This window comes from Corynebacterium tardum, assembly GCF_046717785.1.
Lineage (GTDB): Bacteria > Actinomycetota > Actinomycetes > Mycobacteriales > Mycobacteriaceae > Corynebacterium.
Genome location: NZ_CP177104.1, coordinates 1,803,600 through 1,829,480, shown reverse-complemented (window position 1 = coordinate 1,829,480; position 25,881 = coordinate 1,803,600). Strand labels below are relative to the sequence as shown.

Here is a 25,881-nt window from a genome sequence, read left to right as displayed (position 1 = left end):
CCCGCGCTAGTGTGGAGTGCATGCCAGTAAACGAGGAAAATTCCGCACCCCAACGCCCCGTCCGCATGGTGTTTACCAGCCGTGCGGGCGGGGCGTCGTCGTCCCCGTATGACTCGTTCAACCTGGGCGGGCACGTCGGCGACGACCCCGCCGCAGTCGCAGCAAACCGCGATCGGCTGCTCCGCGCCACCGGGCTGGAAGACATCGTGTGGATGGAGCAGCTGCACACCAACACCGTGACGGTCGTCGGCGCTGAGCGCCGCGGCAATCCCGAACCGGTCGAGGCGACCGACGCCCTGGTCACCACCGAAAAGCGCCTAGGCCTGGGTGTCCTCGTGGCGGACTGCACGCCGGTGCTGCTTGTCGACGTCTCAGCGGGCGTCATCGGCGCCGCCCACGCCGGTCGCCTCGGCGCGCGCAACGGTATCGTGCGCAACACGGTAAACACCATGGTTGACCTGGGGGCGAGGCCCGGCAGCATTCAGGTGCTCATGGGCCCGGCCGCCGCGGGGCGCAATTATGAGGTGCCGGAGGAGATGGCGCGGGACGTCGAGAAGCACCTGCCCGGTTCCCTCACGCGCACGGCGAAGGGAACCTGGGGCGTGGACGTGCGCACCGGCCTCGTGCGCCAGCTCATGGGGATGGGAGTGACGGCCATCGAGTCGGACCCGCGCTGCACCATTGAAGACACCGACTTCTTTTCCTATCGCCGCGAGGGCGTCACCGGGCGCCAGGCCGGCGTGATTTGGTTGGAGGATTAAATGACAGACTCACAGGAGGCTCGCCGCGAAGAGCTGCGGGCAGGACTCGAGCGCACCCGCGCAGAGATTCAGCGCGCTGCCGAAGCCGCCTGGCCCTGCCCCACGCCTGCTCCCCGTAACAAAGTTCCACCCAGCTAGCGATATTGCGCTGCTGGCCGAGCTCGGAGTGCACGACGTGGCAGAAAACCGCGAACAAGAAGCGCGCGCCAAAGCCGAAGAGTTGCCGCAGGTGCGATTCCACATGATTGGCCAGATACAAACCAAAAAGGCCAACCACGTCGCCCGCTGGGCGCGCAGCGTCCACTCGCTCGACTCCATCAAGCTGGCCCGCGCGCTAGATAGGGGTGTGGCGCTGGCGAAGGAACGGGGTCAACGCGAGGATTCGCTGCCCGTGTACATCCAGGTTTCCGTCGACGACGATACGGCCCGCGGCGGCTGCCCGCTAGACGACGTCGACGAGCTAGTTGCAGAGGTTGAATCCCTCGGCCAGTTGGAGCTTCGCGGCATGATGGTCGTGCCACCGCTGGGCAGCGACCCGCAGGCGGTGTTCGAGCAGGTGCGGGGGCTGGCGGGGGACGTCGCCCAGCGCCTGGGGCGTGGCCTCGAACTGTCCGCCGGAATGAGCGCCGATATGGCTGCAGCAATTGCGGCGGGTACTGATATCGTGCGTGTCGGAACCGGAATCATGGGGCCGCGGCCGCTAGGTTAAATGGCAACGCAAATGCGCATTTCAAGGCTGCAAACGTACAGCACACACTAGGTCAGAGGGAGACCCAGAATGTCACTGATTGATAGAACTAAGGAGTTCTTCGGGCTGGGCCCGATGGATATGGACGCCGACGACGCCTACTATGCCGACGAGCGCTCCTACAACGCTCCGGCATACGCCGCGCCGTACGAGAAGCAGGAGGAAGAGGAGTTCGTGCCCACTATCGTGGCGCTGTCCCTCGTTTCCTTCAACGATGCAGCCAAGGTAGGCGGCCCCTTCCGCGACGGTGACGCAGTGGTCTTCGAGCTCACTGACGCCGACCGCGGCTCCGCTAAGCGCTTCGTCGACTTCGCTGCAGGTCTCTGCTTCGCGCTGGAAGGCCGCATGAAGAACCTGACCAAGAGCATGGATACCAGCCGCAAGGTCTTCGCCATCGTGCCGAAGGGTGCGGATATCTCCACTGTGGAGCTGGAGCGCGCCGCGCACCTGCGCTAAAGCACACCCAGAATGCCGCCTCAGATTTTCCTCCCCGTGTTGGCTTTGGGAGAGGGGAACGTGGGGCGGCGTTGGCGGTTTTGTATGCCCGTGGCGAACTGCCGGGGTGGGGAGTCACACCCGCGGGGGTGATTCCTATAGGGTCGGAATTTGTGAATGCTTTAGGTTCGATTCTTCTTGTCGCCGTGAATCTCTACTCGTGGATTCTCTTGGCGCGTATCGTCATCGAGATGATTGAGTCATTTTCGCGCCAGTTCAACCCGCCGCGCTGGTTCATGATGGTTGCTGAGGTGCTCTTTATGCTCACCGACCCGCCCGTTAAGGCCCTGCGCAAGGTTATCCCGCCGCTGCGGCTTGGCGGCATTGCGCTGGACGTATCCATCATTGTTTTGTTCTTGGCGCTGTCCATTCTTTCGCAGGTAATTCAGGTGGCATTTTTCGGCGCCGGCGGGCTGGCCGCGTAACCAACGGGTGTATTCAACCCTCCTGTTAACGTTGAGACTCTAGCGCACGTTAGATAATGTGTTGTTCTGGATACAATGAGTTACAAGAATCCGTATTATTAACCGCATATGTACCCGGCCTCTGGACCCACTAGAGGTTTGACCGATTCGTAAGGGGAAGAGAAGTCAATGCCACTGTCACCAGCTGATGTACACAACGTCGCTTTCAGCAAGCCGCCAATTGGCAAGCGTGGCTACAACGAGGACGAGGTAGATCAGTTCCTCGACCTTGTGGAGGATGCTCTTGCTCAGTTGCAGGACGAGAACGACGACCTCCAGGCACAGGTTGAGGACCTGAAGTCCCAGACCAAGGGCGGCGCTGCCGCCGGTGCCGGGGCAGCCGGTGGTGCCGCTGCAACCACGGTGGATGAGAACGCCGTGCGCAAGGAGGTCGAAACCAAGCTGCGCGCTGAGTACGAGGCTAAGCTGGCTGACTCCAAGCAGGAAATCGCCCGCGCTAAGGAAGAGGCCAAGAAGGCTCAGGAGCAGGCCAAGACCGCCCAAGCTCAGGCTGCGCAGGCGGCACCGGCCGGCCACCAGACGGATAACAGTGCGGAGCTGAAGGCCGCCCGCGAAGAGGCCGCGGCCGCCAAGCGCGAGCTGGAGGCATCCAAGAAGGAACTCGAGAACACCAAGAAGGAGCTCGATTCCGCAAAGAAGAGCGCTGCTTCTTCTTCCGCCTCCACTGCCGCTGCAGGTGTGGCCGGCGCCGGCGCCGCCAAGGCCTCCGACGGCCTGGCTACCCCGGAGACCCACATGCAGGCCGCCCGCGTCCTGGGCCTGGCCCAGGAGATGGCGGACCGCCTGACCAACGAGGCAAAGGCAGAGTCCGAGTCCATGCTGTCTGAGGCACGTACTGCCGCAGAAAAGCAGCTGGCCGAGGCAGATTCTCACTCCAAGGCCCAGTTGGCCGATGCACAGAAGCGCTACGACGCTCAGCTGCAGGATGCAGACAACCGCTCCAAGAAGCTGGTGGCTGACGCCGAGAACAAGGCAAAGCAGACTGAGAACGACGCCACCTCCCGTGCTGAGGCGCAGATTCGCCAGGCACAGGAAAAGGCAGCCGCGCTGCAGGCGGACGCTGAGAAGAAGCACACCGAGGTTATGAACACGGTGAAGCAGCAGCAGACTGCTCTCGAGGCCCGTATCTCCGAGCTGCGCACCTTTGAGCGCGAGTACCGCACTCGCCTCAAGACGCTGCTTGAGTCCCAGCTTGAGGAGCTGGAGACCCGCGGCACCGCGGCTCCGAACGGTGAGGCTGGAAAGGTCAACAACTAAGTAGAAAGCACACGGCGCCCCCGAAAGCGGGGCGCCGTTTTCGTTTGCCCTAATGCCCAGGCTGGGCGGACAGTAACAGAGGTTGAGGCCGGTACGTGTAGGCTCTCGTAGTAGCTGGCTGCCATCCGGGCGGCAGACACAGGTTTCGGCTTGAGCGGAAGGGGAGCGACGTTGCTCATAGGTGCACTAATTCTGGCCTTTGTGGCCTTCGTAGCGCTCGTGAACTATATCCTCACGGCGGCCGACTGGTCGCTCTACCTGCTCTTTGTGGCGGCCGGGGTGGGCATCGTGCTGTTTGTCGCGGACACTGTGGTCAAGATGCGCCGCAAGCACGACGAGTAGCCCCTAGCCTCAGGATTTTTCTGAGGATAAGGGCTTCGGGCCTAAGGCTCGCCGGCGGTGGGTGGGTCGCCGCGCTGCGGGGGTGGCCCGGTAGCTCTGCTGAGCGCTTGCCGGTTAGTCGGCGGTGGGGCAGGGCCGAATACGCGCCGGACGGTTCCAGCAACCCGGGCCATTCGACCGCGCCCCGGTGGGGCGTTGGGGTCATCCTGATTGATGCCATTGTGATACGGGCAGAGCATGACCAAATTTTCCGGGTTGGTAAATCCGCCGTGCTTCCACGCGATGATGTGGTGTACCTGGCATTCATCCGCCGGGCGATTGCAGTCATCCCAGGCGCAGACGGGAGATTCTGCCATAGCCATTATGCGTTGCTTGAGGCTGGCCATCCGCTCCTCGCGGTACAGGTTGACCGGCCCTTGCACGGGGTGGAACAGCGTAGCCAGCGTGTCATCGAGGTCGATTTCCCCGGAGATGACCTTGTTGACGTAGTCTGCGCCAGTCATCGTGGCCCCGTTGGTCATGCGCAGGGTCACCTCCTCGCCGTCGCCGTCAAGGATCCGAGTGAGTGCATCCAGCGGGACGAGAATATTGGTCTGCAGACCGCGGCGCGCAGGAGCACCTTTGAAGAAGGCCTGTTGGATGGACTCGATGGGGCGTTTGTCATCCACGGCGTCGTTAAGCGCGGCGATGACGTGGGACGGCGCAGTGATCGCCATCGTCCACGGCGCGTTGCGGCGGCGGAAAATCTTCACGCCTTCCTGCGGCTTAGGTGCGGTCCTGTGCTCCTTGAGCTTCTTCTTAGCTAAGGCCTCCATCGCCAGGGTGTCGGCACTGGTGCGGCACAGCTCCAGGCGCATCTGCCAGCCCAGAGCCAATGTCTTAGCTTTGCGTGCGTAGTGGTCGATGACTTCGAGCGTGGGCAGTGAATGGCGGCGCTGGCGGGCGGCCTTGACGGCGTCGCGTTGCATGCGCGTCATGGCCGTGGAACCGAAGAAGCTGCTGTGGAGGCGCACGAGTTGTGCGGCCGTTTTATCCGGCGCACCGGCGGCGATGAGGTCAGCCTCAGACATCCCTTCGCACCCGGCGACGACATCGATGCCGGCGCCGAGCGCAGTGAGGAAGTTCTGAAGTGCTGGCATGGTTCCTGAGCCTAGAATCATCATCGTGCCGACTGCACTAGAAAGAATGTTCCTGTGAATAACCTTTTCACGCGTGCCTCACGGGTTTACCGGGGTTTCTATTTCGAGTTTTCGGGAACCCGGGCCTGTGAAAACTTGACCTGCTCGGTATACTTCCAAGCATATGCAGTGAGCCGGCAATCACCGGGGAGCATTCCGGAAGAACGTGGGGCGCACGCGCCTCATTAGTAGAACCGGGCGGGTAGGGACCGTCATCTCCTTCACACAACGAAGCGGAGCGCCGTGGCGCTCAAGCGGGGTGGTACCGCGTGCCTGAGGGCGCGTCCCCGCAGAAGCGAACGAGTGAAGGAAAGAATGATGAGTGAATCCACCGCCGGCGGCGAGAACGTGGGCAAGGTCTATCCCAAAGTAGACATGACCAGTGGCTCGACCCGCTTCCCCGATATGGAGCAGGAAGTCCAGAAGTACTGGAAGGCCGACGACACGTTTAAGGCCAGCCTGGAGCAGACCAAGGGCTGCCCTGAGTACGTCTTTTACGACGGCCCTCCCTTCGCCAACGGCCTCCCGCACTACGGCCACCTGCTGACCGGCTACGTTAAGGACATCGTCCCGCGCTACCGCACGATGGCCGGCAATCACGTCCCGCGCGTCTTCGGCTGGGACACCCACGGTCTGCCCGCAGAGCTGGAGGCAGAAAAGCAGCTCGGCATCACGGACAAGGGCCAGATCGAGGAGATGGGCCTGGAGAAGTTCAACGAGTACTGCGCCAAGTCTGTCCTCGAGTACACCGACGAGTGGGAAGAGTACGTCAACCGCCAGGCGCGCTGGGTGGACTTTGAGAACGGCTACAAGACCATGGACTTGGACTACATGGAGTCCGTCATGTGGGCGTTCAAGGAGCTCTACGACAAGGGGCTTATCTACCAGGGCTTTAGGGTTCTGCCGTATTCCTGGGCTGAGCACACCTCGCTGTCGAATCAGGAGACGCGTCTGGATGACTCCTACAAGATGCGCCAGGACCCGACCCTGACGGTGACGTTCCCCGTAGCGGGAGCACGTGAGGGAAGCGCGGCGGAGAAGACGTTGGCTGACAACGCCGAGCTTGCCGACGCCTCCTTCCTCGCCTGGACCACCACCCCCTGGACCCTGCCGTCCAACCTGGCTTTGGCGGTCCACCCAAAGGTCACCTACGTCCTATTCAAGGCCACCGACGGTGACTTCGCCGGCCGCACCTTCATCATGGCCGAGGCCCTGGTGGGCACCCTAGCCAAGGAGCTGGGAGAGGCAGAGGTACTCAAGACCTTCCAGGGCTCTGAGCTCGAGGGCTTTAAGTACCAGCCCATCTTCGATTTCTTCCCGGACGTCAAGAACGCCTACCAGCTGCTGCTTGCTGATTACGTTACCACCGAAGACGGTACCGGCGTGGTCCACCAGGCTCCGGCCTTTGGTGAGGACGATATGCTCACCTGCCAGAAGTACGGCGTGGGCCTGGTCATCCCGGTGGATGAGGACGGCAAGTTCACCTCCCAGGTGCCGCCGTACGAGGGCCAGCTGGTCTTTGACGCCAACAAGGCCATCATCAAGGATCTTAAGGCCGCCGGCCGCGTGGTGCGCCACGTGACCATCGAGCACTCCTACCCGCACTCCTGGCGCTCCGGCGAGCCGCTTATCTACATGGCGCTGCCGGCGTGGTTCGTCAAGGTGACGGAGTTCCGCGACCGCATGGTCGAGCTCAACCACAACGAGATTGAGTGGCTGCCGGAGCACATCCGCGATGGTCAGTTCGGCAAGTGGCTGGAGGGCGCCCGTGACTGGAACATCTCCCGCACCCGCTACTGGGGTGCGCCGATCCCGGCGTGGATCTCCGATAATCCGGAGTACCCGCGCGTGGACGTCTACGGCTCTCTGGACGAGCTGGAGCGTGACTTCGGCTTGCGCCCGACCAGTCTGCACCGCCCGTACATCGATGAGCTGACTCGCCCGAACCCGGATGATCCGACGGGGAAGTCGACGATGCGCCGCGTGCCGGACGTGCTGGACTGCTGGTTCGAGTCGGGCTCGATGCCGTTTGCGCAGAAGCACTACCCGTTTGAGAACAAGGAGTGGTTCGAGACCCACTCGCCGTCTGATTTCATCGTGGAGTACTCCGGCCAGACGCGTGGCTGGTTCTACCTGCTGCACGTGTTGTCCACCGCTCTCTTCGACCGGCCGGCGTTCAAGAAGGTGGTGGCGCACGGCATCGTGCTGGGCAACGATGGCCTGAAGATGTCGAAGTCCAAGGGCAATTACCCGAACGTGAATGAGGTGTTTGACCGCGATGGCTCGGATGCGATGCGGTGGTTCCTCATGTCTTCGCCGATCTTGCGCGGCGGCAACCTGATTGTCACCGAGCAGGGCATCCGCGAGGGCGTGCGCCAGGCCATCCTGCCGATCTGGAACTCGTACACCTTCCTGCAGCTCTACGCCTCCCAGGACGCGAAGTTCGACGTGAGCTCCACCAACGTGCTGGACCGCTACATCCTGGCGAAGACGCACGACCTGGTGAAGAACACCAACGATGCGCTGGCGAACACGGACATCGCCTCGGCGACGGAGGAGGTTCGACTCTTCGCCGACGCGCTGACCAACTGGTACGTGCGCCGTTCCCGCGACCGCTTCTGGGAGGGCGAGGAGGCCTACCCGGAGGCCTTCAATACCCTGTACACGGTCCTGGAGACGGTTTCCCGCGTGGTGGCGCCGCTCCTGCCGCACGTGGCGGAGGTTATCTACCGTGGCCTGACCGGTGAGCGTTCGGTGCACCTGGCTGCGTACCCGAAGGCGGAGGACTACCCGGCGGACGATGCCCTCGTGGCGGCCATGGATGCCACCCGCGCGGTGGCCTCCGCTGCGTCCTCGGTACGCAAGTCGAACAAGCTGCGCAACCGCCTGCCGCTGCCGAAGCTGACGGTGGCGATGCAGGATTCGGCGCGCCTGGCGGACTTCAAGGACATCATCCGCGACGAGGTCAACGTCAAGGACGTGGAGCTTACTGACGACGTCGACGCGGTCGGCACCTTCGAGGTGGTGTGCAACGCCAAGGTGGCCGGTCCGCGCCTGGGCAAGGACGTACAGCGCGCCATCAAGAACCTCAAGGCCGGCAACTACGTGCGCGAGGGCGAGGAGGTTGTGGTCGACGGCGACATCCGCCTCTCCCCGGAGGAGTACACGGAGCGTCTGCAGGCGGCGAATGCCAAGTCGACGGCTCGCGTGGAGGGCCTCGATGGTCTGGTTTCTCTGGACACCGAGGTGACTGAGGAGCTCGAGGCTGAGGGCTGGGCAGCTGATGTCATCCGCGGTCTGCAGGATGCCCGCAAGGCCGAGGACTTTGTGGTCACTGACCGCATCACCGTGTCCCTGTCGGTGCCTGCGGAGAAGGAAGAGTGGGCCAACCGCCACCGCGAGCACATCGCAGCGGAGGTGCTCGCCACCGATTTCACCGTCACCACGGAGGCGTTGGCGGCGGATGCGGGCCAGACGGTGCATGACGTGCTCAAGGGTGTCACCGCCACCGTGGCCAAGGCATAGAGGCTCAGACAACGCGAAAAGCTCCACTTCCCGGGAGGGAGAGTGGAGCTTTTCGCGTTGTTGGGGAAAGTTAGCGGCGGGCGCCCGGCAGGTGTGCGCGCCACGCCAGGATGACGTTGACCAGGCACAGCAGGGCCAGGACGCTGCCGATGATGAAGAGGTTGGTGAACCCGATGTAGGGCGCCAAGGCACTGAAGGCCATGGGGATGAAGAAGCCGGTGTAGGAGATGGAGTAGTACACGGCGGTCAAGCCTGCTAGCTCGCGCTCACCCGCGATGCGCTGGACCTCAGAGAGGCCAGCGACAAGAGCGAGACCGTAGCCGGCGCCCATGGTGGCTGCTGCAGCAATGCCCAAGGGCAGAGAGAGGCTGTGTGCTGCGAAGGCAGACAGGATGGCACCGACGGTGATAACGCCCATGGCGATAGCGGATGCTCGGGCGGATTTGTGGGTATCCACCAAGCGGCCGAGCATCTGCACGCCCACACCACAGCCCAGGGTGATTACGGTCATGAGGCCGGAGAAGGCAATGGGGTTATCGCCCGCAGACTTCGACAGCAGCTGGGGCAGGAGCGCATAGGCGGCGCCGGCGCAGCCGAAGACCCACGGAGCCACCGGGATGACGACGCGGACGAAGCGCTTGTGGGCGGCGGCCGGGATGTGCAGCATTTCGAGCATCTCGCGCACGGTGAGATCCAGGATGGTGGTCTTTACCGTGCCGTGGCTGGGCTCGCGGGTCTCCGGGGTGTGGAGCAACCAGATTGCGGTGACTATTGTCAGCAGCATGTGGAGGATGTAGGCGGTGTGGGTTGGCCACGGACCCCACTGTGCTAGCACGGAGGCGATACCGGCGCCAACGAGGAATCCGGCGGTCAAGCACAGCGACGCCTTGCGAGCGCCCGAGGCGGGATCGCCGCCGGCGCGCGTGATGAGCTCCGTAATCCACGTCGAGCCCACGGCCATGACAAGTCCCAGCGCCATGCCACACAGCACGCGACCCAGCGCGATGATGAGCGGCTCCTCCGGGGCGATGGACAGGAGGAAAGAACCGGCCAGCGAGAGGGGAGCGGCGGGCAGCAGCATCGGGCGGCGGCCGATAAGGTCCGAGAGCGGGCCGCCAATGAGCAAGGCCGGAATGATGCCGATGACGTAGGCCGCGAGAAGGCCGTTGACCGTGACCTGGGAGAAGTGGGAGGTCTCGCGGTACATCACCAAGAGCGGGGTGAACTCGTTGCCGCCCCAGGCCACGGCGACCATGGAGCCGGCCACAGAGAACCACGCGTGCGGGCTAAAGACCTTCTCGGTGGCGGTTGCCTGGTGCGGCTGGTGGGTCTCGGGGGATAAGTCAGGTTCGGGGGCGGGCGCGTCGATCGACGGATTCGAATGCGCAGAAACGGTCACAGTTGCTTCCTTGAAGAGTTGAGATGGGAGTCGAGTTCACTGAGGTATGTCTCCAGGTCGCCGGTACGCAGGGCGTCGGCAAGCAAGGAGTGTTGGGCAACGAAGGCGCGGGCGCGCTCGACGCTGCGCCCGATAGCCGTGGCGGTGAATCGCTGCTGGCGCTCGCGCAAGGTGTGGCCCAGGTTGGCCAGCAGGCGGTTGCCGCCGTTGTCCATGATGGTTTGGTGGAACTTGGCGTCGAGCAGGGTGTAGGCCCGCAGGTCGTCGGCATCCAGCGCGGCGTGTTGTTCCTTGATGGTGGCGTCGAGGACGTCGGCAATGTGCCCGCGCTCCTCGGCGCTTAAGGTGCAGATATGGCGAGCAGAGTTTTCGTCGACAAGCATGCGTGCCTCGTACACCTCGCGGATATCGCGGGGGCTAATCGGTACCACGAGCGCGCCGCGCTTCGGATACAGCTTGAGAAACCCCTCGACCTCGAGGCGGAGAAACGCCTCGCGCACTGGGGTGCGGCTCATGCCGAGCTCGGCGGCGAGGGCGGCCTCGGAGAGCATCTCCGATTCGTCGACCGCGTCCTCAATGATGCGCCGCTTGAGGTAGTCGTAGGCCCGTTCCGCAGCGGGTACTCTGTCTTTCTGCATGTATACATGATGCATGCATGCGGTGGGCAGCGTCCAGTGGACAGGGCGAATGGTGAGAGAGTGATCACACAGAAAGGGACTGAGACCCACTTCTCCATTCGGGCGCGGAGGGGCGCTAGAGGCGGGTGATGGTGGCCGAGGGGACGTCGACAAGCACTGCTTTACCCATGCCCACCCAGCCGATGAAGGGATCCTGGCTGAGGACCTCCGGGGTGTGGACGTGGCCAAGCACCCAGGCGTCGGCACCAGTGGCGGACAACGTCTGGGGAGTAAGTGGCAGGCACGTGCCCTTGGAATACTCCCCGGTGACCGATGAATGCAGTAATCCAATGAGTGTCCCGTCCGCGGTGCGGGGCGGGAAGGCGAGCTCCCGCGGATCTGGGTCCGTGGCTACGGCCGCAGTCAGTACCGTGGCGCCCGCGCACTCGAAGGAATGAACCTCCGTGGAGTGGACGCGCACAGCCTCCGGCAGCTGCAGCTTGTGGTGGACGTCGTGATTGCCGGAAATGAAGTGCACCTCTGCGAAGAGCTCGCACGCGCGCTCCATGACGGCATGAACCTGCGGGAGGAACCGGTCCGGGTCCGCGGCGCGGTCGATGATATCCCCCAGACACACGCAGGCGCTGGCGCGGTGGGAGGCCTGGGAGAGCATGTCTAGTGCCCACTCGAGCCCGGGCGCGCCGGGGCGGCCGAGGTGGAGATCGGCGAAAACCAGGATGCTAGGCACGGGCCCTCCGGTTCTGCCACCAGGTGAGGATGACGAGGACCAGCGTGGAGGTGCCCACGCCGATGAGGGTCATGGCCATGGCTTCGGCGCGGTGGCCTTGGTCGAACTGGTTCATAATCCACGGTGCCAGGAGATTGAGCTGGCTGGGGCGGATGAGGGAGGACATGACCAGCTCGCGGAAGCCCACGAAGAACGCCAGCAGCCAGCCGGCAAAGATGCCCGGCGCCAGCAGCGGCAGAGTGATGGACCGCAGCGTGTGGCCGGCGGACGCGCCCGAGACTGCGGCGGCCTCATACACGCTGGGGGAGACCGCGCCGGCGGACGTCTTGATGTTTTGCACTGCCATGGGCAAGAACAGCACGGTAAACGCCATCACCAGGATGCCCATCGTGCCGTACGGCGACCACGGCAGCCACGGCGCGTTCCACAGGAGAATAAAGCCGATGGCCAGGACGATGCCCGGAACCGTATCCGGGGCCACAGCCAAAAAGTCCGCCGCGCGTGCGCTGACCATCTTCGTGCGCTGAGTGAGCAGCGTAATGGCAACACCCAGAATGACGGCAGTGGTGGCGCCGATAGCGCCGAGGGCGATGGAGCGCAGCAGCGCCTCTTGTGCGGTGGGCATCTGCAGAACGATGGCGAAGTAGTCGAAGGTGAGGTTCTGCGGGGTCGGCGGTGCGGAGCGCAGGATGGTCATCGCTGCCAGCGTGATGGAGATATAGGGGATGAGCACGGAACAGGCGACGATGAGAAAAATGATCACCCCGCCAAGCGCCGTGCCGGCGCCTCCCAGACGCAGCGCCACCTGGCGGGAGACTCGTCCGCCGCCGGTGAGGTCGCGGCGAGATACCCACTGCTGGAAGGCCCACGCCGCCACGCCCAGAGCGAAAAGGACGGAGGAGGAAGCGGCGGCGTCGGAAAAGCTCAGCGGGTCAATGGTGACGTCCTGGTAGATGGAGGACACCAGCACCTTGAAGCCGATGGCATTACCCAACGTCACCGGCGTGCCGAACTCGCCGGCCGCCTTGATGAAGACGATGAGTGCGCCGAGGGAGTAGGGGCCCACGACCGCCGGCATGATGATGCGGGTGGCCTGCTGCCAGCGGCTCGCGCCGGCGACTTGGGCCATCTCCAGGGAGGAGGCGGGGATGGAGGCAAGGCAGTTGCGCAGAATGAGGTAGAGGAAGGGGAAGAGCTCGCACGCCATGATGAACGCCATGCCCGGTACGGAGTAGATGGCGTCGTGCGCGAGCTTGCCCACCGCATGACCGAAGAGCATTTCGGAGACTCCGCCGCGGCGGGTGAAGTCCATCCACGCCATCGCGGCGGCGAAGGGCGGGGTCATGAACGGGATCATGATGGCAATTTCTATCCAGTTCGCTGAGGAATACCGCGTCCACGCCCGCAGGAAGGCGAGGGGAGCAGCGAACAAGGTAGAAAAGACCACCACAAGGAGGGAGAGAACGATGGTATTGAGCAGCACCTGCCCCATGCCCGGCTCCACAATCTTGTGGAGCGAGGAGGGCTCGTCCCGGTAGCCCAGCACTGCGCTGATGAGCACCGACACCAGCGGCGCGGCGACGAGGACCAGCAGGACAATCAGTACTGCGTAGATGCCGAGCCGGCGCTGCGGGGTGCGGGTGGTGGTGCTCATGGCGTGCTGCTCCGAAACGTGAGGACTGGAAGAGATGAACTGGGAAAGAGAAGCGGACTACTTCAGGTAGCGCTCGGCGAACTTTTCCTTGACGTCCTTGGACGAGGACGCAATGCCGTCGAGGTCCTCGTTGAGGGTCTGAATCTCATCCAGCTTCGGGCCGTTCTTCGGGGTGATCTCGGTGTTGGCCGGGATCATGTTCTTGGAGGCGGAAATCTCCTGGGCCTCGTCGGAGAACATGAAGTCCACGAAGGCCTCGGCGGCGTCCTTGTTGTCCGTGGTCTTGAGGATCATGACCGGGCGCGGGGTGACGGTGGTGCCGGAGGAAGGGATGACGACCTCGAGCGGCTCGCCCTTGGCCTTGGCGGAGTAGGCGGAGTAGTCAACGCCACCGAGCACGACGCCGCGGGAGCCGGAGGTCACCTGGTCCAGGGCCGGGCCGTTAGCGCCCTGCACCAGCATGCCGTTGTCGAAGAGCTTGTCAAAGAGCTCCCAGGTCTTGTCCTCGCCCCACTGCTCCACCATGGCGGCGATGAGGTCGGCGGCGGTGCCGGATTCGCGCGGATCCGGCATGATGACCTGATCCTTGTACTTCTCGTCGGCCAAGTCCTCCCAGTCCTGCGGGACGGAGTCGATCACGGAGGTGTTAGTCACCAGCGCCAGGGCGGAGCCGTCGCGGCCGGTGAAGGTACCGCTCTGGGAGGCCCACGACGGGGTGATCTTGTCCGCGCCCTCCGGGGTGTACTCCTCCAGCGCACCGGCCTTGTCCTGCTTCGAGGCAGCGGCCCAGGACGCCAGGTAGACCACGTCCGCCTGCGGGTTGGCCTCCTCGGCCTTGAGCTTGGCGGTGATCTTGCCGGTGGTGTCCGCGAAGACGTTGACCTTCACGTCGGTCTTGGCCTCGAAGGCCTCCACGAGGGCGTCGGTAAGCCCCTGCGGGTTCGCGGAGTAGTAGTCCAGCTCGCCGCTGAGCCCCTCCGGGGCCTCCCACTCCTGGGCGTTCGAGGTCTCAGAGCCGGAAGCGTTGTCGGCGGAGGAATCGGTGGAGTCAGCAGACTCGACGGAGCCGCAGCCCACGAGGGCCACGGCGGAGGCAGCGGATACAGCCAGAAGGGCAGAGAATTTCTTGGAGAACATGACAGAGTCCTTTGCGTAGCAGGTAATGAATAGAGGTCTAGTAGGCCAGACGGACAGCTTCCCCGCGCTGAACGCGGGTGCGGCTATAGGCCACCCAGGGGGTGTCCGAGCCGTCGACGTCGCAGTGCAGCTCGTAGCGCCCGCCGATGTATTGGGCGGTGCGCACGATGCCGTCCACGTGGTGCGGGAAAGAGCCGATGTCTTCCTCCGCGCTGAGGACGGTGAGGTTTTCCGGGCGGACATCGGGAAGCCCGGCGCGGCGGTTCATGGTGCCCACGAAGCCGCCGACGAAGTCCGTGGCGGGGGAGTCGTACAACGTGACCGGGTCGGCGAACTGCTCGATATGCCCGTCTTTCATCACCACGACGCGGTCCGACATGGACAGGGCCTCGGACTGGTCGTGGGTGACGTAGATGACGGTCAGGCCGAGGTCATGGGCCAGGGCGGTCAGCTCGGCGCGGATCTGCACGCGCAGGGCGGCATCGAGGGCGGAGAGGGGCTCATCCATCAGCAGCAGCTGCGGGTTGGACACCAGGGCTCGGGCGATGGCGACGCGCTGCTGCTGGCCGCCGGAGAGCTGGTTGGGGCGGGCCTGGGCCTTGGCGCTAATGCCCACCATGTCCATGCACGTGCGCACGCGCTCGGCGCGCTCTGCGGCAGAGAGCTTGTTGCCGGCGGTGGTTAGCGGGAACTCGATGTTCTTTTCCACCGTCATGTGCGGCCACAGCGCGAGATCCTGGAAGACCATGGACAGGTGGCGCTTGTTGACGGGAACGTTGGTGTGGGGGCCGAAGACTTCCTTGCCGGCAAAGGTGATGGTGCCGGAGTCCGGGGTTTCGAGGCCCGCGATGCAGCGCAGGAGCGTGGACTTTCCGCAGCCGGAGGGGCCGAGGATGGAGATGAACTCGCCGGGGTTGATGACGAGGTCAGTGGCGTGCAGGCCGGTGTTGTCCGCGAACTCGCGCTTGACTCCTTCCAGAACCACGTGGGCCTGGGAGGAGGGGTGTTGAGGCGAGGCTGGAGAATTCACGAGGAAACAAGTTAAACCGAAAAAGTAAATAAATTGGAGCAATTACATGGCGCGGCGGCGAAGGAAAGGTGAACAAATGGTGGCGTGTGGAGTAAGCGGAGAGGTGTTTTAGACTGGAGCGCATGCAACGCTGGGTCCTTCACATCGATATGGACGCGTTCTTCGCCTCCGTGGAGCAGTTGACTCGGCCGACGCTTAAGGGGCGTCCGGTGCTGGTGGGCGGCACTGGCGGGCGTGGTGTCGTGGCCGGCGCCTCCTACGAGGCTCGGAAGTACGGCGCCCATTCCGCCATGCCCATGTTCCGCGCGCAGCAGCTCGTCGGGTTCAAGGCGGTGGTGGTTAATCCGCGCCGGGCGGTGTATTCCGCGGCCTCGCGCCGGGTCTTCGACATCATTGCTGAGCACGCCGGGGTAATCGAGCAGCTCTCCATCGATGAGGCCTTCATGGAACCTGCCGCACTCGTCGGTGCCACGCCTGACGACGTCCGCGAGTGGTCCGAGAACCTGCGCCGCCTCATCCGGGAAGAGACCGGGCTTCCCAGCTCCATCGGGGCGGGCGCGGGCAAGCAGGCGGCGAAGATTGGTTCCGGGGAGGCCAAGCCGGACGGTACCTTCGTGGTGCCGCAGGAGCGCTTCGATGAGCTCATTCACCCGCTGCCGGTGGGCAAGCTCTGGGGCGCGGGCCCGGTCACGCAACAGAAGCTAGCGGCCATCGGCGTGGAGACGATCGGGCAGCTGGCTGCCATGAGCCAGAAGGAGGTGGAGATTTCCCTCGGCGGGGTGATGGGCCTGCAGCTGTGGCGCCTGGCCCAGGGAATCGATGACCGCGAGGTGGCCCCGCGCGCGATTTCCAAGCAGATCTCCACCGAGCACACCTATCCGAAGGATCTGCACACGGTGGCGGAGGTAGACGCGGCGCTTCACCGCGCGGCGGAGGGGGCGCACCGCCGCCTGCTCAAGGACGGCCGCGGCGCGCGGACGGTGACGGTGAAGCTGCGGATGGCAGACTTCCACATCGAGTCGCGCTCGGCCACCCTGCCGTACGCCACCGACGACCTGGAGATCCTCACCGCGAAGGCGCAGAGTCTCGCGCGCTACCCGGACGAGCTGGGGCCCATCCGTCTCGTGGGCGTGAGCTACTCGGGCCTGGAGGCCGCCCGCCAGGACATCCTCTTCCCAGAACTCGACCGCGAGGTGGTGCGCCCCGCCCCGGATACGGACTATGAGACCGGGGTCAGCGATAACCTGCCCGGCGCGAGCGGGCAGGCAACCGCGGCGGAGGGAGCGGCCGGCGGGGTGGACTCTGCGGACTCTGTGCCGCGCTGGCACGCCACCCAGGACGTTTACCATCCCGACTATGGACATGGCTGGATTCAAGGCACCGGCCACGGCGTGGTGAGCGTGCGATTTGAAACGCGCGCGACGGGCCCGGGTATCGCCCGCTCCTTCGCGGCTGACGACGAGCAGCTGCGCCCGGCCGATCCGCTGGACTCGCTGGCGTGGGAGGAGATACCGACAGAGGACGACGACGGCGAGGGGGACTAGCCCGCGGTATAGGACGCGGAACGCGACGCCGCGTTAAACAGAGAACCTACCGGGGTTCCGGTAGCCAGCGCCGCGGCGAGCATGATGCGGGCCTGGCCGGCACGGAACCCGCCGGAGGCCACGGCGCCTAGCTCCCCCAAGGTGGCGCCGCCACCCGCACCGCCATAGGCCAGCTTGGTGGCTCCGTAGGGAGTGCGGGTACTGATCACCACGGGCACGCCTGCCTGCAGGGCACGAGCAACGCCAGTGCCCATCTCTTCGCCCATATTGCCCGAGCCCAACGCTTCGATGACGAGGCCGGAGGAGTGGGCCAAGGAGGCGTCGACAAGCGCGGCGCCCGCGCCCGGATAGGCGGCGATGATCTCCACGGGGTGCTCCGCCAGCTGAGCTAGGGGCAGGGGAGGCACTGTGGAATCACCCACCGGCAGCTCTTCAAAGCCCGCAAGGTGCGAGGTGTGCCACTTGCGCGCCGCGCGGCCCGGGATGGTCTTCCCGCCGAACTGCACCCACACACCCGGCTTTCCGGAGCGCACAAGGTCATAAGCATCGTGCAGGTTGCGCGGGCCGTCACCAGATGGGTGGTCAAAGGCGCGCTGGGCTCCGGTGAGCACGATGGGGCCGGCGCCCAGGTCAAAGAGAGACAAGGCCAGGGCGGTCTCCTCCATGGAATCCGTGCCGTGCGTGATGAGCACGCCCTCGATGTCCGGGCGGGCCAGCTGGTCGCGCACGCAGGCCAGCAGTTCGTCGAGGTCAGCCAAAGTAATGGAGCTGGAGTCCAGCGCGCGGAATTCCACCACCTCAATGTCGGGGCCCAGGGATTCAGCCAGCTGGTGGCCGTTGACGGTGGGGATCAGGGAACCATCGCGGGCAGTGGTGCAGGCGATGGTGCCGCCGGTGGCGATGAGCGCGAAAGTCATTGCACCAGGATACTTCAGGCGCAACGCTGCGCGGGAACCACAGGGTGGGGCGGGTGAGCGCTAGAGTGAAGAAAATAACCACGACCCCCTACACGAGGAGTATCTGTGAAATCCATCAAGCTGAGCGCCGCCATCCTGGCTCTGGGCGCCGCCACCACCCTCGCCGCCTGCTCGTCCTCTGACGAGGGCAGCTCCACTGATATCAGCGCTGACCAGACCGCCGGCGAGACCTCCGCGTCCCAGGTTGTTACCACCGAGATGCCCACCGTGGAGCAGCTCAACGAGATCCTGACCAAGGCCGCCGACCCGAATGTCCCGCAGGAAGAGAAGGTCAAGCTGGTCCAGGGCAGCGAGACGGCGCCGGAGCTGTTCGACGTCATGGCGCAGTCCCAGGCCGAGTCCGGAGCCACCTTTGAGGTCGTCGACCCGGTCGTTCCCGGCCTGATGCCGGATTCCGCGCTGGCCACGGTCAACATCAACACCCCGGACGGCCAGCAGCAGACCGCTGACCAGGTGGAGTTCATCAACGAGGACGGCTCCTGGAAGCTGTCCCAGTCCTGGGCCTGCGTGCTGGTGACCAACATTGTGCCGCCGGAGGAGGTCCCGGAGATGTGTGCGGATGCCTCCACCAACGGCGCGGGTGCCGGCGCGGACGCAGGCGCTGAGGGAGAGGCCGGCGCCGGTGCTGAGGCGCCTGCCGACGCCCCCGCGGCCGGCCAGGAAGAAGCCCCCGCCCAGTAGCTTCCTACAACGGCTTCCTTTAGCCTCCCGCTACTCGCGGGAGGCGAACTCCATATCGGTGGCGCTGGCCTGCACCACGCGCAGGTCTGAGCCCTCCGCGCCGTAGGAGATGACGGTGGTCACGGACACCTCGCCCGCCGTGGGCAGGGGCTTGCTCAGGTCCACGGTAACGGAGCCCTCGGACTTCGTCGTGGTGTCGACCACCTTGAGTTCCTTGCCTCGCAGTTCCTCTGGGGCATCCGCGGCGTCGAAAGACAGCGCGCCTAAGGAAGGGCGCTGCTCCACCGAGACGTTGAGGGTGGCAATGTCGCCGTCCAGCGAGTCCAAGGTGTAGGTGGTGGTCTGCAGCAGCGTGGATTCGCCCGTCACGCGGGATTCCACGCTCCACTGCGCGCCGGGGCCGATCTCTTCTTCAGGAAAGACCACCGGCAAGGCGGTGAGGCTGGTGATGGCGCGCTCGACACTGCTACGCGCCTCATCCGTGGCCGCCTGCGGGGCAGCCAGGCGCAGCGAGTTCATCTGGCCGGTATCGGTGCCGCGCCAGCCAAACTGGAATCCCTCAGCGGAGGACACATCCGCGCCCTCTGCCTCCGGCGTGCCCACCGTGGCGAAGGCATTGCGGCTGGCCGGCAGCTGGCCCTCCACGTCCTGGGTGGCCGCCTCCACGGAGGCTTCCAGGGGGAGCGTGACCTTGTCCTGCGCCTCGACCGCGGACTCCGCGCTTTTTTCGCTGCCGTCCTTGGCCAGCTGCTGGTCAAAACCGGTGGCCACGGAGTAGGTGAGCTCTTGCTCAGAGTCGATGTCGTGGAAGGCCAGCACGCGGTGTTCTCCGTCTCCGGGGTCGAGGACGGTAACGCGCGGGGCGTCGAGCGGTAGGCCCACGGGTTCTTCCACCGGCTTGGCCGGTTGGGAGTAGGAACAGCCGGCGAGCGCGCCACTTACTCCGAGGGCGGCGGCGGACAGGACGGATAGGACTCTCACACGAAACACGCATTCCAAAATACCGGATGGGGCTGTTTAGAATAGAACGGGTGAAAGCAAGGAGACATATCGGAATGATGGCTGCGGTGGTGCTCACCGTCGCCGCAGTGGACCAGGTCGTCAAGCAGCTGATGCTGTCGATCCTCACCGAGGGTGAGGCAATGCCCGTGTTGGGCAACTGGTTCCGCTTCTATCTCCTGTTCAACCCCGGCGCGGCCTTCTCCATGGGCGGGGAGGGATCCACCTGGCTGTTTACCACCATCCAGCTGGCCTTCGTCGTCGGCGTCGCCATTGCTGCTCCGCGGATTCGGGACCGGTGGCAGGCCGTCGGCCTGGCCATGATTGCGGGCGGGGCGCTGGGCAATCTCATCGACCGCCTGGTGCGCGAGCCCGGCTTCTGGTTTGGCCACGTGGTGGACTACATCTCCGTGGGCAGCTTCGCCGTGTTCAATATCGCGGACGCGTCGATTACGTGCGGCGTGGTGGTCTTTATCATCGCGATGTTTATGACAGAGCGGAAGGAGGCTGAAGGCTCTGATGCGTGAAAGTCGTAGGTTGCCCGTGCCGGAAGGGCTAGAAGGCATGCGCGCCGATGCGGCCCTGGCCAAGCTTCTGGGCATCTCCCGGGCCAAGGTGGCGGAGCTGTGCGCGGCGGGCGATGTCGAAATTGATGGCGTTGCCGTGGGCAAGTCTGAGCGTCTTACTGCCGGCGGCTGGATCGACGTCATGATGCCCGCCCCGGAGGAGCCGCTCATCCCCAAGGAAGAGCTGGTGGAGGGAATGGACGTCCTCTACGCGGACGAGGACGTTATCTGCGTGTTCAAGCCCGTGGGCGTGGCCGCGCACCCGACCCTGGGCTGGGAGGGACCCACCGTGATTGGTGGGCTTAGGGCGGCGGGCTATGCGCTTGCCGACGCCGGACCTACCGAACGCAAGGGCATTGTCCACCGCCTCGATGTGGGCACCTCCGGAGTTATGGTGGTCGCCGCCAGCGAGCGCGCCTACTCCCAGCTGAAGACTGCCTTCCGCGAGCGCACCGTGGACAAGACCTACCACGCGGTGGTCCAAGGCCTGCCGGATCCGATCGTCGGCACCATCGACGCCCCGATTGGGCGCCATCCCTCCGCCGGCTGGAAGTTCGCCGTGGTGGAGGACGGCAAGCCGGCGGTAACGCACTACAAGGTGCTCGAGGCTTTCCGCGAGGCCAGCCTCCTCGAGGTTCACCTGGAGACTGGACGCACCCACCAGATTCGCGTGCACATGTCTGCTACCGGGCATCCTTGCGTGGGGGACCCGATGTATGGCTGCGATCCGAATCTGGCCCAGCGCGTAGGCCTTATCCGCCAGTGGCTGCACGCGGTAACCCTGGGCTTTACCCACCCAGGCACCGGCAAGTGGTTCGAGTGCACCGCGCCCTACCCGGAAGACCTCGAGCACGCCCTTGAGGTTCTGCGCGGATGAGCAACAGACGAGCCGCCAGCCAGCGCATCTACCGGCGCCGCCGAGGCGCTGCCCTTGCGCTGCTGGCAGTCATGGCGCTGGCGGTGGTTCTGGCCTTTGGTATGTTCGGCACGCAGCCCAGCACGGCGCTGCAGGGCGACCAATTAGGCCCGGACGGCTCCGAGACCGCCGCCGAATACCGTGACCGCGCCGAAGAATCTTGGCGCGGGCGGATCAGCCGGCCTACGCCCTGGTCAACTTTCAGGAATCGCTGTCACCAGCAGAGACCGCAGAAGTCCTGAATTCAGCGCGGCGCATGGACGCCATCGTCATCGGGCTGGTGGCCCCCGTCGCCGTGCCGGAGCCCACCGCGGCCTCGGACCGCAGCGACGTCATCCAGACCGCGCTGGACCGCGTGGCCGCCGCGGCGAGTCAGGCGGGCGGCACGCCACCGAGCAACGTCGATTCCGCCGTGGTGTACTCCGCCGGCGCGGAGTTGCGCGCCATCGCCGCAGACCCCAGAGTGGACAGCGTAGAGGTAGCGCCGGCCGATGCCGCGTGGGGCTCTTTCGGCGTGCGCCCGCGCGGGAACGTAGCGCGCGACTAAGCCGACAAGGCAGACAGGCCGAGCCGGCAGCTCAGTAGCAAGTACTGGAGAAAAGAAGGGGCGGGCTCAGGTGGTGAATGCATCTATACAGCTGGGAGGTTGTGTAGATGTCAGGTGACAAGAAGCTACGTGAGCAGTTTGTGGAGGCGTATCTGCATGATGCGCGTCCGATGCCATTGATCCTGAAGGAGTTGGGGGTTTCGAAAGCTCAGGCGAGGGCGTGGCGTCAGGCTGAGGGCCTTAGCCGTGCTCGGCGCCAGCGGAGTTTGGTTGACGAGCAGTATCAACACGTTGTTGCTTTGGTTGAAAGCGGCCGGTCTGTGCTCAGCGCAGTTAAAGAGGTCGGGTTCCCTCAGCGGTTGGCCTATAGCTACCTTGCCCAGGACGGGTTTGAGCTCGTCCAAGGCAACCGTGGTGGAACCGCACAACACCAGCGGGATCGCATCGCTAAAGCTTTACAGCTTGTTGATGCTGGCAAAAGCTATAAACAGGCCGGTCAGGTAGTTGATCGCAGTGATGCCACGGTTAAAGCGTGGCATCATAATCGCATGTCTGGGGAGAGTGTCTGATGGTTTGTGTGTGGGTACCTAACCTGCATGAGGAGATGGACCAGAATGACTACTGTGGCACGACGAGATCCGGCTGATAAGGCCAAGATTGATGCGATTGAAAAGAAGCTGCTTGCTAACCCTGAGATCGCGAAGCTGATTGATGACCTAGGCACGTCTACAACGGATGCCAATGACCTGGTTCGCGGCATGTTGCAGGCCTCGATTACCAGGGGGCTCAATGCTGAAATGGATGCCCATTTGGGCTACGAGTCTGGCGACAGGAGCGCTAAAGCTGCTGCCGGGACAGACAATTACCGCAACGGGTCGTATCCAAAGACCGTGGATTCTAACTACGGGCCAGTAACCGTTGATGTCCCGAGGGATCGGGCTGGTACATTCTTGCCGACTATGGTTCCTAAAGGTTCTAGGCGCTTGACTGATGTCGATGACATGATCGTCAGCTTGTATGCCGGTGGGATGACAATTAGGGACATCCAGCACCATATGGCAACGGCGATGAGGGTTGATATTTCCCATGAGACGATTTCCGCAGTCACCGATGCTGTCCTCGATGAGGTCATGGTCTGGCAAAACCGCCAGCTAGACGAGTTCTACCCGGTCATTTTCCTGGATGCGTTGCGCATTAAAGTCCGCGATGGTGGCCGAGTGGTCAATAAGTCCGCGTACATGGCAATCGGTGTGGATCTCGACGGCATCAAGCACATTTTGGGATTGTGGATTGCCAAAGAAGAAGGCGCTTCATTTTGGGCGCAGGTATGCGCCAATCTTTCTAACCGTGGGGTCAAAGACGTCTTTATCGTCTGCTGTGACGGGCTTAAAGGCCTGCCTGAAGCAGTCGAGGCAACGTGGCCGAACTCTATGGTGCAAACCTGTATCGTGCACCTGATTCGTGCCGCTAACCGGTGGGTAGCCTACGGGGATCGCCGCGGCGTATCGGCCGCGTTGAAAAAGATTTACACCGCCGCGGATGAACCCACAGCTAAGGCTGCCTTAGACGACTTTGAAGCCTCTGAATTGGGAGAAAAGTATCCACGCTCAGTCAAGGTCTGGCGAGATGCTTGGCAGCGTTTCGTACCGTTTCTACAGTTCCCACCAGCGGCCAGAAAGGTTATCTATACGACGAACTCGATTGAATCATTCAACAATGAACTGCGTAAAGCTACCCGCAACAGGGTGCAGTTCACCAACGATGAATCAGCGCTCAAGACACTATGGCTGATGATCTGCAATATCGAAGACAAACGAGCTGCAAAGAGAGCGAAGCAAGGCAAACGAGTCTCAGCGACAGCCGGCAGACTCATGGAAGGAGCCCGAGTTTCCGGCTGGAAACAAGCTATAAACCAAATGGCCGTGGCCTACCCCGACCGCTTCGACAAATACCTGTAAACCTAGCCCCACACACAAACAACTTGACACGCTCTGTCTGGGCGTTTGATACTCAATGATCATCCCACTGAATCCGAATCGAAGGTAGGACGCGGAAAGCGTCTTATCCGCCATGACCGAATAGCGATAGGCTACCTGCTTAAACAGGGGCTTACTCACCGTGAGATTGCAGCCCAACTGGGCCGCAACCAGTCGACGATTAGCAGGGAAATCGCCCGTGGGATGACTGAGCATGGCTACGATGCCCTCGTGGCACAAAAGCGGGCTGTGGACCGTTTAGCCAGGCCTAAACCCCGCAAACTCGATACCAACCCGCAGCTGCGTGCCTTGGTCATCGAGGGATTGAACACGAAGTGGTCGCCTGAGCAGATTTCGAACTATCTTGCCCGCTGCTTCAGTAAAGGTGGGGATATGTCAATTAGCCATGAAACCATCTACCAAGCTCTCTACATCCAAGCTAAAGGTGCTTTGCGCCACGAGCTGAAAGTAGAAAAAGCGCTGCGTTCTGGGCGGACCGGACGAAAGCCACAATCACGCCTGCCAGCCCGCGGTAATCGAAGCTGGATTGGTGAGGACTACCGCATCAGCGAGCGCCCTGCCAGCGTTGAAGACCGCGCTGTCCCAGGACATTGGGAAGGCGATCTCATCATCGGACAAGGAGGAAGCACTGCACTCGTGACCTGTGTGGAACGCAGTACTCGCTACACCATGATCCGCAAACTGGATGTTCATGATTCCGCCACAACTGTCGACAAGTTAATCGAGATGTTCACCGGCAAAATACGCAACATCACCAAGACTCTCACCTGGGACCAAGGCGTTGAATTAGCCCAAGTAGACAAGCTGAGCATCGCACGTGGACTAGCAGTCTACTTCTGTGATCCGCACTCGCCCTGGCAGCGCCCTACCAACGAAAACACTAACGGGCTAGTCAGAGACTTCCTACCTAAAGGAAGCGACTTTAGTACCCTGACCGACAAGGATGTCCAACACATTCAAGACCTTCTCAACGGGCGCCCCAGAAAGGTCCTCAACTGGTATAAACCCGAAGAGAAGATACAAGAACTATTCAAGTGATGCATCCACCACTTGAAACCGCCAGGAGACATAGCGTGCGTTTGTACCCGGACACGTCCACGTGGCCCGCCAACTACCGCTTTGCCTACACCCTGGTGTGGGCAGGAGCGATCATCACCGCGCTGGCCACCATCGCGTTGGGGCTTCTCGGCACCGACAGAGTGACGCTGGCAATCTGCGCCATGGTGGCCCTCTATTGCATCGCCTTGGCCATACTCATGCCGCGCTGGGCGCTTAATGGCAAGGAAGAATCGGCCAAGCGTGCCCGGGCGAGTAAAGCCCGCGAGGAGCTGCGCCGGCGAAAAAGCGTTAGGCAGTAAGGCAGTTAGGCGGCAGTCTCGTTGGTGGTGGCGTGTGGGGAGTGGCGGGGGTGACGTCGTGAAGCGCGGCCCCTGCGCACTAGGTCCGCCAGGTAGATGATGACCGCCACCCAGATGATGCCGAAGCCGATCCAGCGGGCGGTGGACATGTGCTCGTGGGTGATAAACAGCGCCCACAGCATCTGCATGATGGGCGTCATGTACTGCAACATGCCCACGGTGGACAGACGCAGATGCTTTGCGCCCTGGGCAAAGCACAGAAGCGGCAGCGCGGTCACCAGACCGGAGGTCACCAGCAGCAGGATGTGTACGGGGCCCTCGCTGCTAAACGTCGATTGGCCCTGGGCGTGCAGGTAGCCCAGGTAGATGAGCGCGAACGGCAGCATGACGAGCGTCTCCGCGGCCACCGAGCCCATGGCGGAGACGTTGAGGCGTTTTTTGAGCAGGCCGTAGATGCCGAAGCTGAAGGCCAACGCGAGGGAATAGTACGGTGCCTGGCCGGTCATAAAGGTCAGCCACAGCACCGCCACGAACGCGATGATTACTGATACCACCTGGGCCTTCGTCAGGGTCTCCTTGAGGAAGACAATGCCCAGGGCCACGGAGACCAGCGGGTTAATGAAGTACCCCAGCGCGGCATCGGCCACGTGGTCGGTGTTGACCGCGATGACGTAGGTTCCCCAGTTGACGGTGATCGCCACGCCACACGCCAGCATCCATCCCCACATTCTGAGGCTGAAGGCCTTGAGCTCGCGCCACCCGCCGGTGACCAGCAGCACCGCGGTGACGAGCACGGCGGTCCACACGATGCGGTGGGCCAGAATCTCGAAGGGGCTGGCGGGGCGCAGCAGCGGGAAGAAACCCGGGAAGAAGCCCCACATCAGGTAAGCAGCGATGGTGTACAGCACGGCTACATAATT

The 25,881-nt window shown here is 63.5% G+C and carries 25 protein-coding genes and 1 pseudogene; 16 read left to right on the top strand and 10 right to left on the bottom strand.

All coding sequences use genetic code 11. From position 1 onward, the window contains the following. Positions 1 to 20: 20 nt before the first annotated feature. From pgeF to ACLI1P_RS08760, 6 genes and pseudogenes are all read left to right on the top strand, one after another. On the top strand, positions 21 to 761 hold the full coding sequence (gene pgeF, locus ACLI1P_RS08785; protein ID WP_411708592.1) for a peptidoglycan editing factor PgeF: 741 nt from the start codon (positions 21 to 23) through the stop codon (positions 759 to 761). Next, a pseudogene (locus ACLI1P_RS08780) lies at positions 762 to 1,470 on the top strand (YggS family pyridoxal phosphate-dependent enzyme). It begins immediately after the preceding gene. 69 nt (positions 1,471 to 1,539) lie between these two features. Then, the gene (locus tag ACLI1P_RS08775) at positions 1,540 to 1,965 is read left to right on the top strand and encodes a cell division protein SepF (protein ID WP_296131010.1); all 426 of its coding nucleotides are present in this window, start codon (positions 1,540 to 1,542) and stop codon (positions 1,963 to 1,965) included. A 152-nt stretch (positions 1,966 to 2,117) separates the two neighbouring features. Next, a complete protein-coding gene (locus tag ACLI1P_RS08770) occupies positions 2,118 to 2,429 on the top strand; it encodes a YggT family protein (protein WP_296131008.1) in 312 nt (103 codons plus the stop codon). 168 nt (positions 2,430 to 2,597) lie between these two features. Further along, positions 2,598 to 3,746: a DivIVA domain-containing protein gene (locus ACLI1P_RS08765; RefSeq protein ID WP_408931176.1), complete on the top strand. Its 1,149-nt coding sequence runs from the start codon at positions 2,598 to 2,600 to the stop codon at positions 3,744 to 3,746. A 201-nt stretch (positions 3,747 to 3,947) separates the two neighbouring features. After that, positions 3,948 to 4,088, top strand: a complete 141-nt coding sequence (locus tag ACLI1P_RS08760; protein ID WP_411708591.1) for a hypothetical protein — start codon at positions 3,948 to 3,950, stop codon at positions 4,086 to 4,088. 41 nt (positions 4,089 to 4,129) lie between these two features. On the opposite strand, the gene ACLI1P_RS08755 is transcribed toward ACLI1P_RS08760, so the two are convergent. Next, positions 4,130 to 5,227 carry an HNH endonuclease signature motif containing protein gene (locus tag ACLI1P_RS08755; protein WP_411708590.1) on the bottom strand — a complete coding sequence of 366 codons (1,098 nt, stop codon included), beginning with the start codon at positions 5,225 to 5,227 and terminating at the stop codon, positions 4,130 to 4,132. A gap of 357 nt (positions 5,228 to 5,584) precedes the next feature. On the opposite strand from ACLI1P_RS08755, the gene ileS reads away from it, so the two are divergent. Continuing rightward, positions 5,585 to 8,791 (top strand): isoleucine--tRNA ligase, encoded by a 3,207-nt coding sequence (gene ileS / locus ACLI1P_RS08750; RefSeq protein WP_411708589.1) that lies wholly within the window; start codon positions 5,585 to 5,587, stop codon positions 8,789 to 8,791. 70 nt (positions 8,792 to 8,861) lie between these two features. Here ileS and ACLI1P_RS08745 read toward each other — a convergent pair whose 3' ends face one another. From ACLI1P_RS08745 to ACLI1P_RS08720, 6 genes are all read right to left on the bottom strand, one after another. Continuing rightward, positions 8,862 to 10,046, bottom strand: a complete 1,185-nt coding sequence (locus tag ACLI1P_RS08745) for an MFS transporter (RefSeq protein ID WP_411709712.1) — start codon at positions 10,044 to 10,046, stop codon at positions 8,862 to 8,864. 140 nt (positions 10,047 to 10,186) lie between these two features. Further along, positions 10,187 to 10,828, bottom strand: a complete 642-nt coding sequence (locus tag ACLI1P_RS08740; protein WP_411708588.1) for a GntR family transcriptional regulator — start codon at positions 10,826 to 10,828, stop codon at positions 10,187 to 10,189. Between the two features lie 115 nt (positions 10,829 to 10,943). Beyond that, the gene (locus tag ACLI1P_RS08735) at positions 10,944 to 11,555 is read right to left on the bottom strand and encodes a metallophosphoesterase family protein (protein WP_411708587.1); all 612 of its coding nucleotides are present in this window, start codon (positions 11,553 to 11,555) and stop codon (positions 10,944 to 10,946) included. Next, positions 11,548 to 13,209: an ABC transporter permease gene (locus ACLI1P_RS08730; RefSeq protein WP_296134204.1), complete on the bottom strand. Its 1,662-nt coding sequence runs from the start codon at positions 13,207 to 13,209 to the stop codon at positions 11,548 to 11,550. Before ACLI1P_RS08730 ends, ACLI1P_RS08735 begins: the two co-directional genes overlap by 8 nt. Before the next feature lie 57 nt (positions 13,210 to 13,266). Beyond that, positions 13,267 to 14,346: an ABC transporter substrate-binding protein gene (locus tag ACLI1P_RS08725; protein WP_296134206.1), complete on the bottom strand. Its 1,080-nt coding sequence runs from the start codon at positions 14,344 to 14,346 to the stop codon at positions 13,267 to 13,269. Between the two features lie 37 nt (positions 14,347 to 14,383). Next, entirely contained in the window at positions 14,384 to 15,376 is a 993-nt protein-coding gene (locus tag ACLI1P_RS08720) for an ABC transporter ATP-binding protein (protein ID WP_296134207.1), read from the bottom strand. Between the two features lie 122 nt (positions 15,377 to 15,498). Here ACLI1P_RS08720 and ACLI1P_RS08715 point away from each other — a divergent pair, with 122 nt between their 5' ends. Then, positions 15,499 to 16,920 carry a DNA polymerase IV gene (locus ACLI1P_RS08715; RefSeq protein WP_296134208.1) on the top strand — a complete coding sequence of 474 codons (1,422 nt, stop codon included), beginning with the start codon at positions 15,499 to 15,501 and terminating at the stop codon, positions 16,918 to 16,920. Here the strand turns inward: ACLI1P_RS08715 and ACLI1P_RS08710 are convergent. Next, complete coding sequence (locus tag ACLI1P_RS08710; protein ID WP_296134210.1) at positions 16,917 to 17,837, bottom strand: asparaginase; 921 nt, start codon at positions 17,835 to 17,837, stop codon at positions 16,917 to 16,919. The genes ACLI1P_RS08715 and ACLI1P_RS08710 overlap by 4 nt on opposite strands. Before the next feature lie 105 nt (positions 17,838 to 17,942). Here ACLI1P_RS08710 and ACLI1P_RS08705 point away from each other — a divergent pair, with 105 nt between their 5' ends. Next, positions 17,943 to 18,578: a hypothetical protein gene (locus ACLI1P_RS08705; protein WP_411708586.1), complete on the top strand. Its 636-nt coding sequence runs from the start codon at positions 17,943 to 17,945 to the stop codon at positions 18,576 to 18,578. A 30-nt stretch (positions 18,579 to 18,608) separates the two neighbouring features. Here ACLI1P_RS08705 and ACLI1P_RS08700 read toward each other — a convergent pair whose 3' ends face one another. Then, complete coding sequence (locus ACLI1P_RS08700; protein WP_411708585.1) at positions 18,609 to 19,568, bottom strand: DUF6263 family protein; 960 nt, start codon at positions 19,566 to 19,568, stop codon at positions 18,609 to 18,611. 68 nt (positions 19,569 to 19,636) lie between these two features. On the opposite strand from ACLI1P_RS08700, the gene lspA reads away from it, so the two are divergent. The 7 genes from lspA (at position 19,637) to ACLI1P_RS08665 (ending at position 24,961) form a co-directional block, all read left to right on the top strand. Beyond that, positions 19,637 to 20,104 carry a signal peptidase II gene (gene lspA / locus ACLI1P_RS08695; RefSeq protein ID WP_411709711.1) on the top strand — a complete coding sequence of 156 codons (468 nt, stop codon included), beginning with the start codon at positions 19,637 to 19,639 and terminating at the stop codon, positions 20,102 to 20,104. Then, positions 20,097 to 21,020, top strand: a complete 924-nt coding sequence (locus tag ACLI1P_RS08690; protein ID WP_411708584.1) for an RluA family pseudouridine synthase — start codon at positions 20,097 to 20,099, stop codon at positions 21,018 to 21,020. The genes lspA and ACLI1P_RS08690 overlap by 8 nt, the downstream gene beginning before the upstream one ends. Before the next feature lie 199 nt (positions 21,021 to 21,219). Further along, positions 21,220 to 21,606, top strand: a complete 387-nt coding sequence (locus tag ACLI1P_RS08685; protein ID WP_411708583.1) for a hypothetical protein — start codon at positions 21,220 to 21,222, stop codon at positions 21,604 to 21,606. A gap of 107 nt (positions 21,607 to 21,713) precedes the next feature. Continuing rightward, the gene (locus ACLI1P_RS08680) at positions 21,714 to 22,175 is read left to right on the top strand and encodes a hypothetical protein (RefSeq protein ID WP_411708582.1); all 462 of its coding nucleotides are present in this window, start codon (positions 21,714 to 21,716) and stop codon (positions 22,173 to 22,175) included. A 45-nt stretch (positions 22,176 to 22,220) separates the two neighbouring features. Beyond that, positions 22,221 to 23,564, top strand: coding sequence for an IS256 family transposase (locus ACLI1P_RS08675; protein WP_411708581.1), 1,344 nt, complete (start codon positions 22,221 to 22,223; stop codon positions 23,562 to 23,564). Between the two features lie 45 nt (positions 23,565 to 23,609). Continuing rightward, positions 23,610 to 24,641 carry an IS30 family transposase gene (locus ACLI1P_RS08670; RefSeq protein WP_411708580.1) on the top strand — a complete coding sequence of 344 codons (1,032 nt, stop codon included), beginning with the start codon at positions 23,610 to 23,612 and terminating at the stop codon, positions 24,639 to 24,641. A 35-nt stretch (positions 24,642 to 24,676) separates the two neighbouring features. After that, positions 24,677 to 24,961, top strand: coding sequence for a permease (locus ACLI1P_RS08665; protein WP_411708579.1), 285 nt, complete (start codon positions 24,677 to 24,679; stop codon positions 24,959 to 24,961). 5 nt (positions 24,962 to 24,966) lie between these two features. On the opposite strand, the gene rarD is transcribed toward ACLI1P_RS08665, so the two are convergent. Next, positions 24,967 to 25,869: an EamA family transporter RarD gene (gene rarD / locus ACLI1P_RS08660; RefSeq protein WP_411708578.1), complete on the bottom strand. Its 903-nt coding sequence runs from the start codon at positions 25,867 to 25,869 to the stop codon at positions 24,967 to 24,969. Between the last annotated feature and the right edge of the window lie 12 nt (positions 25,870 to 25,881).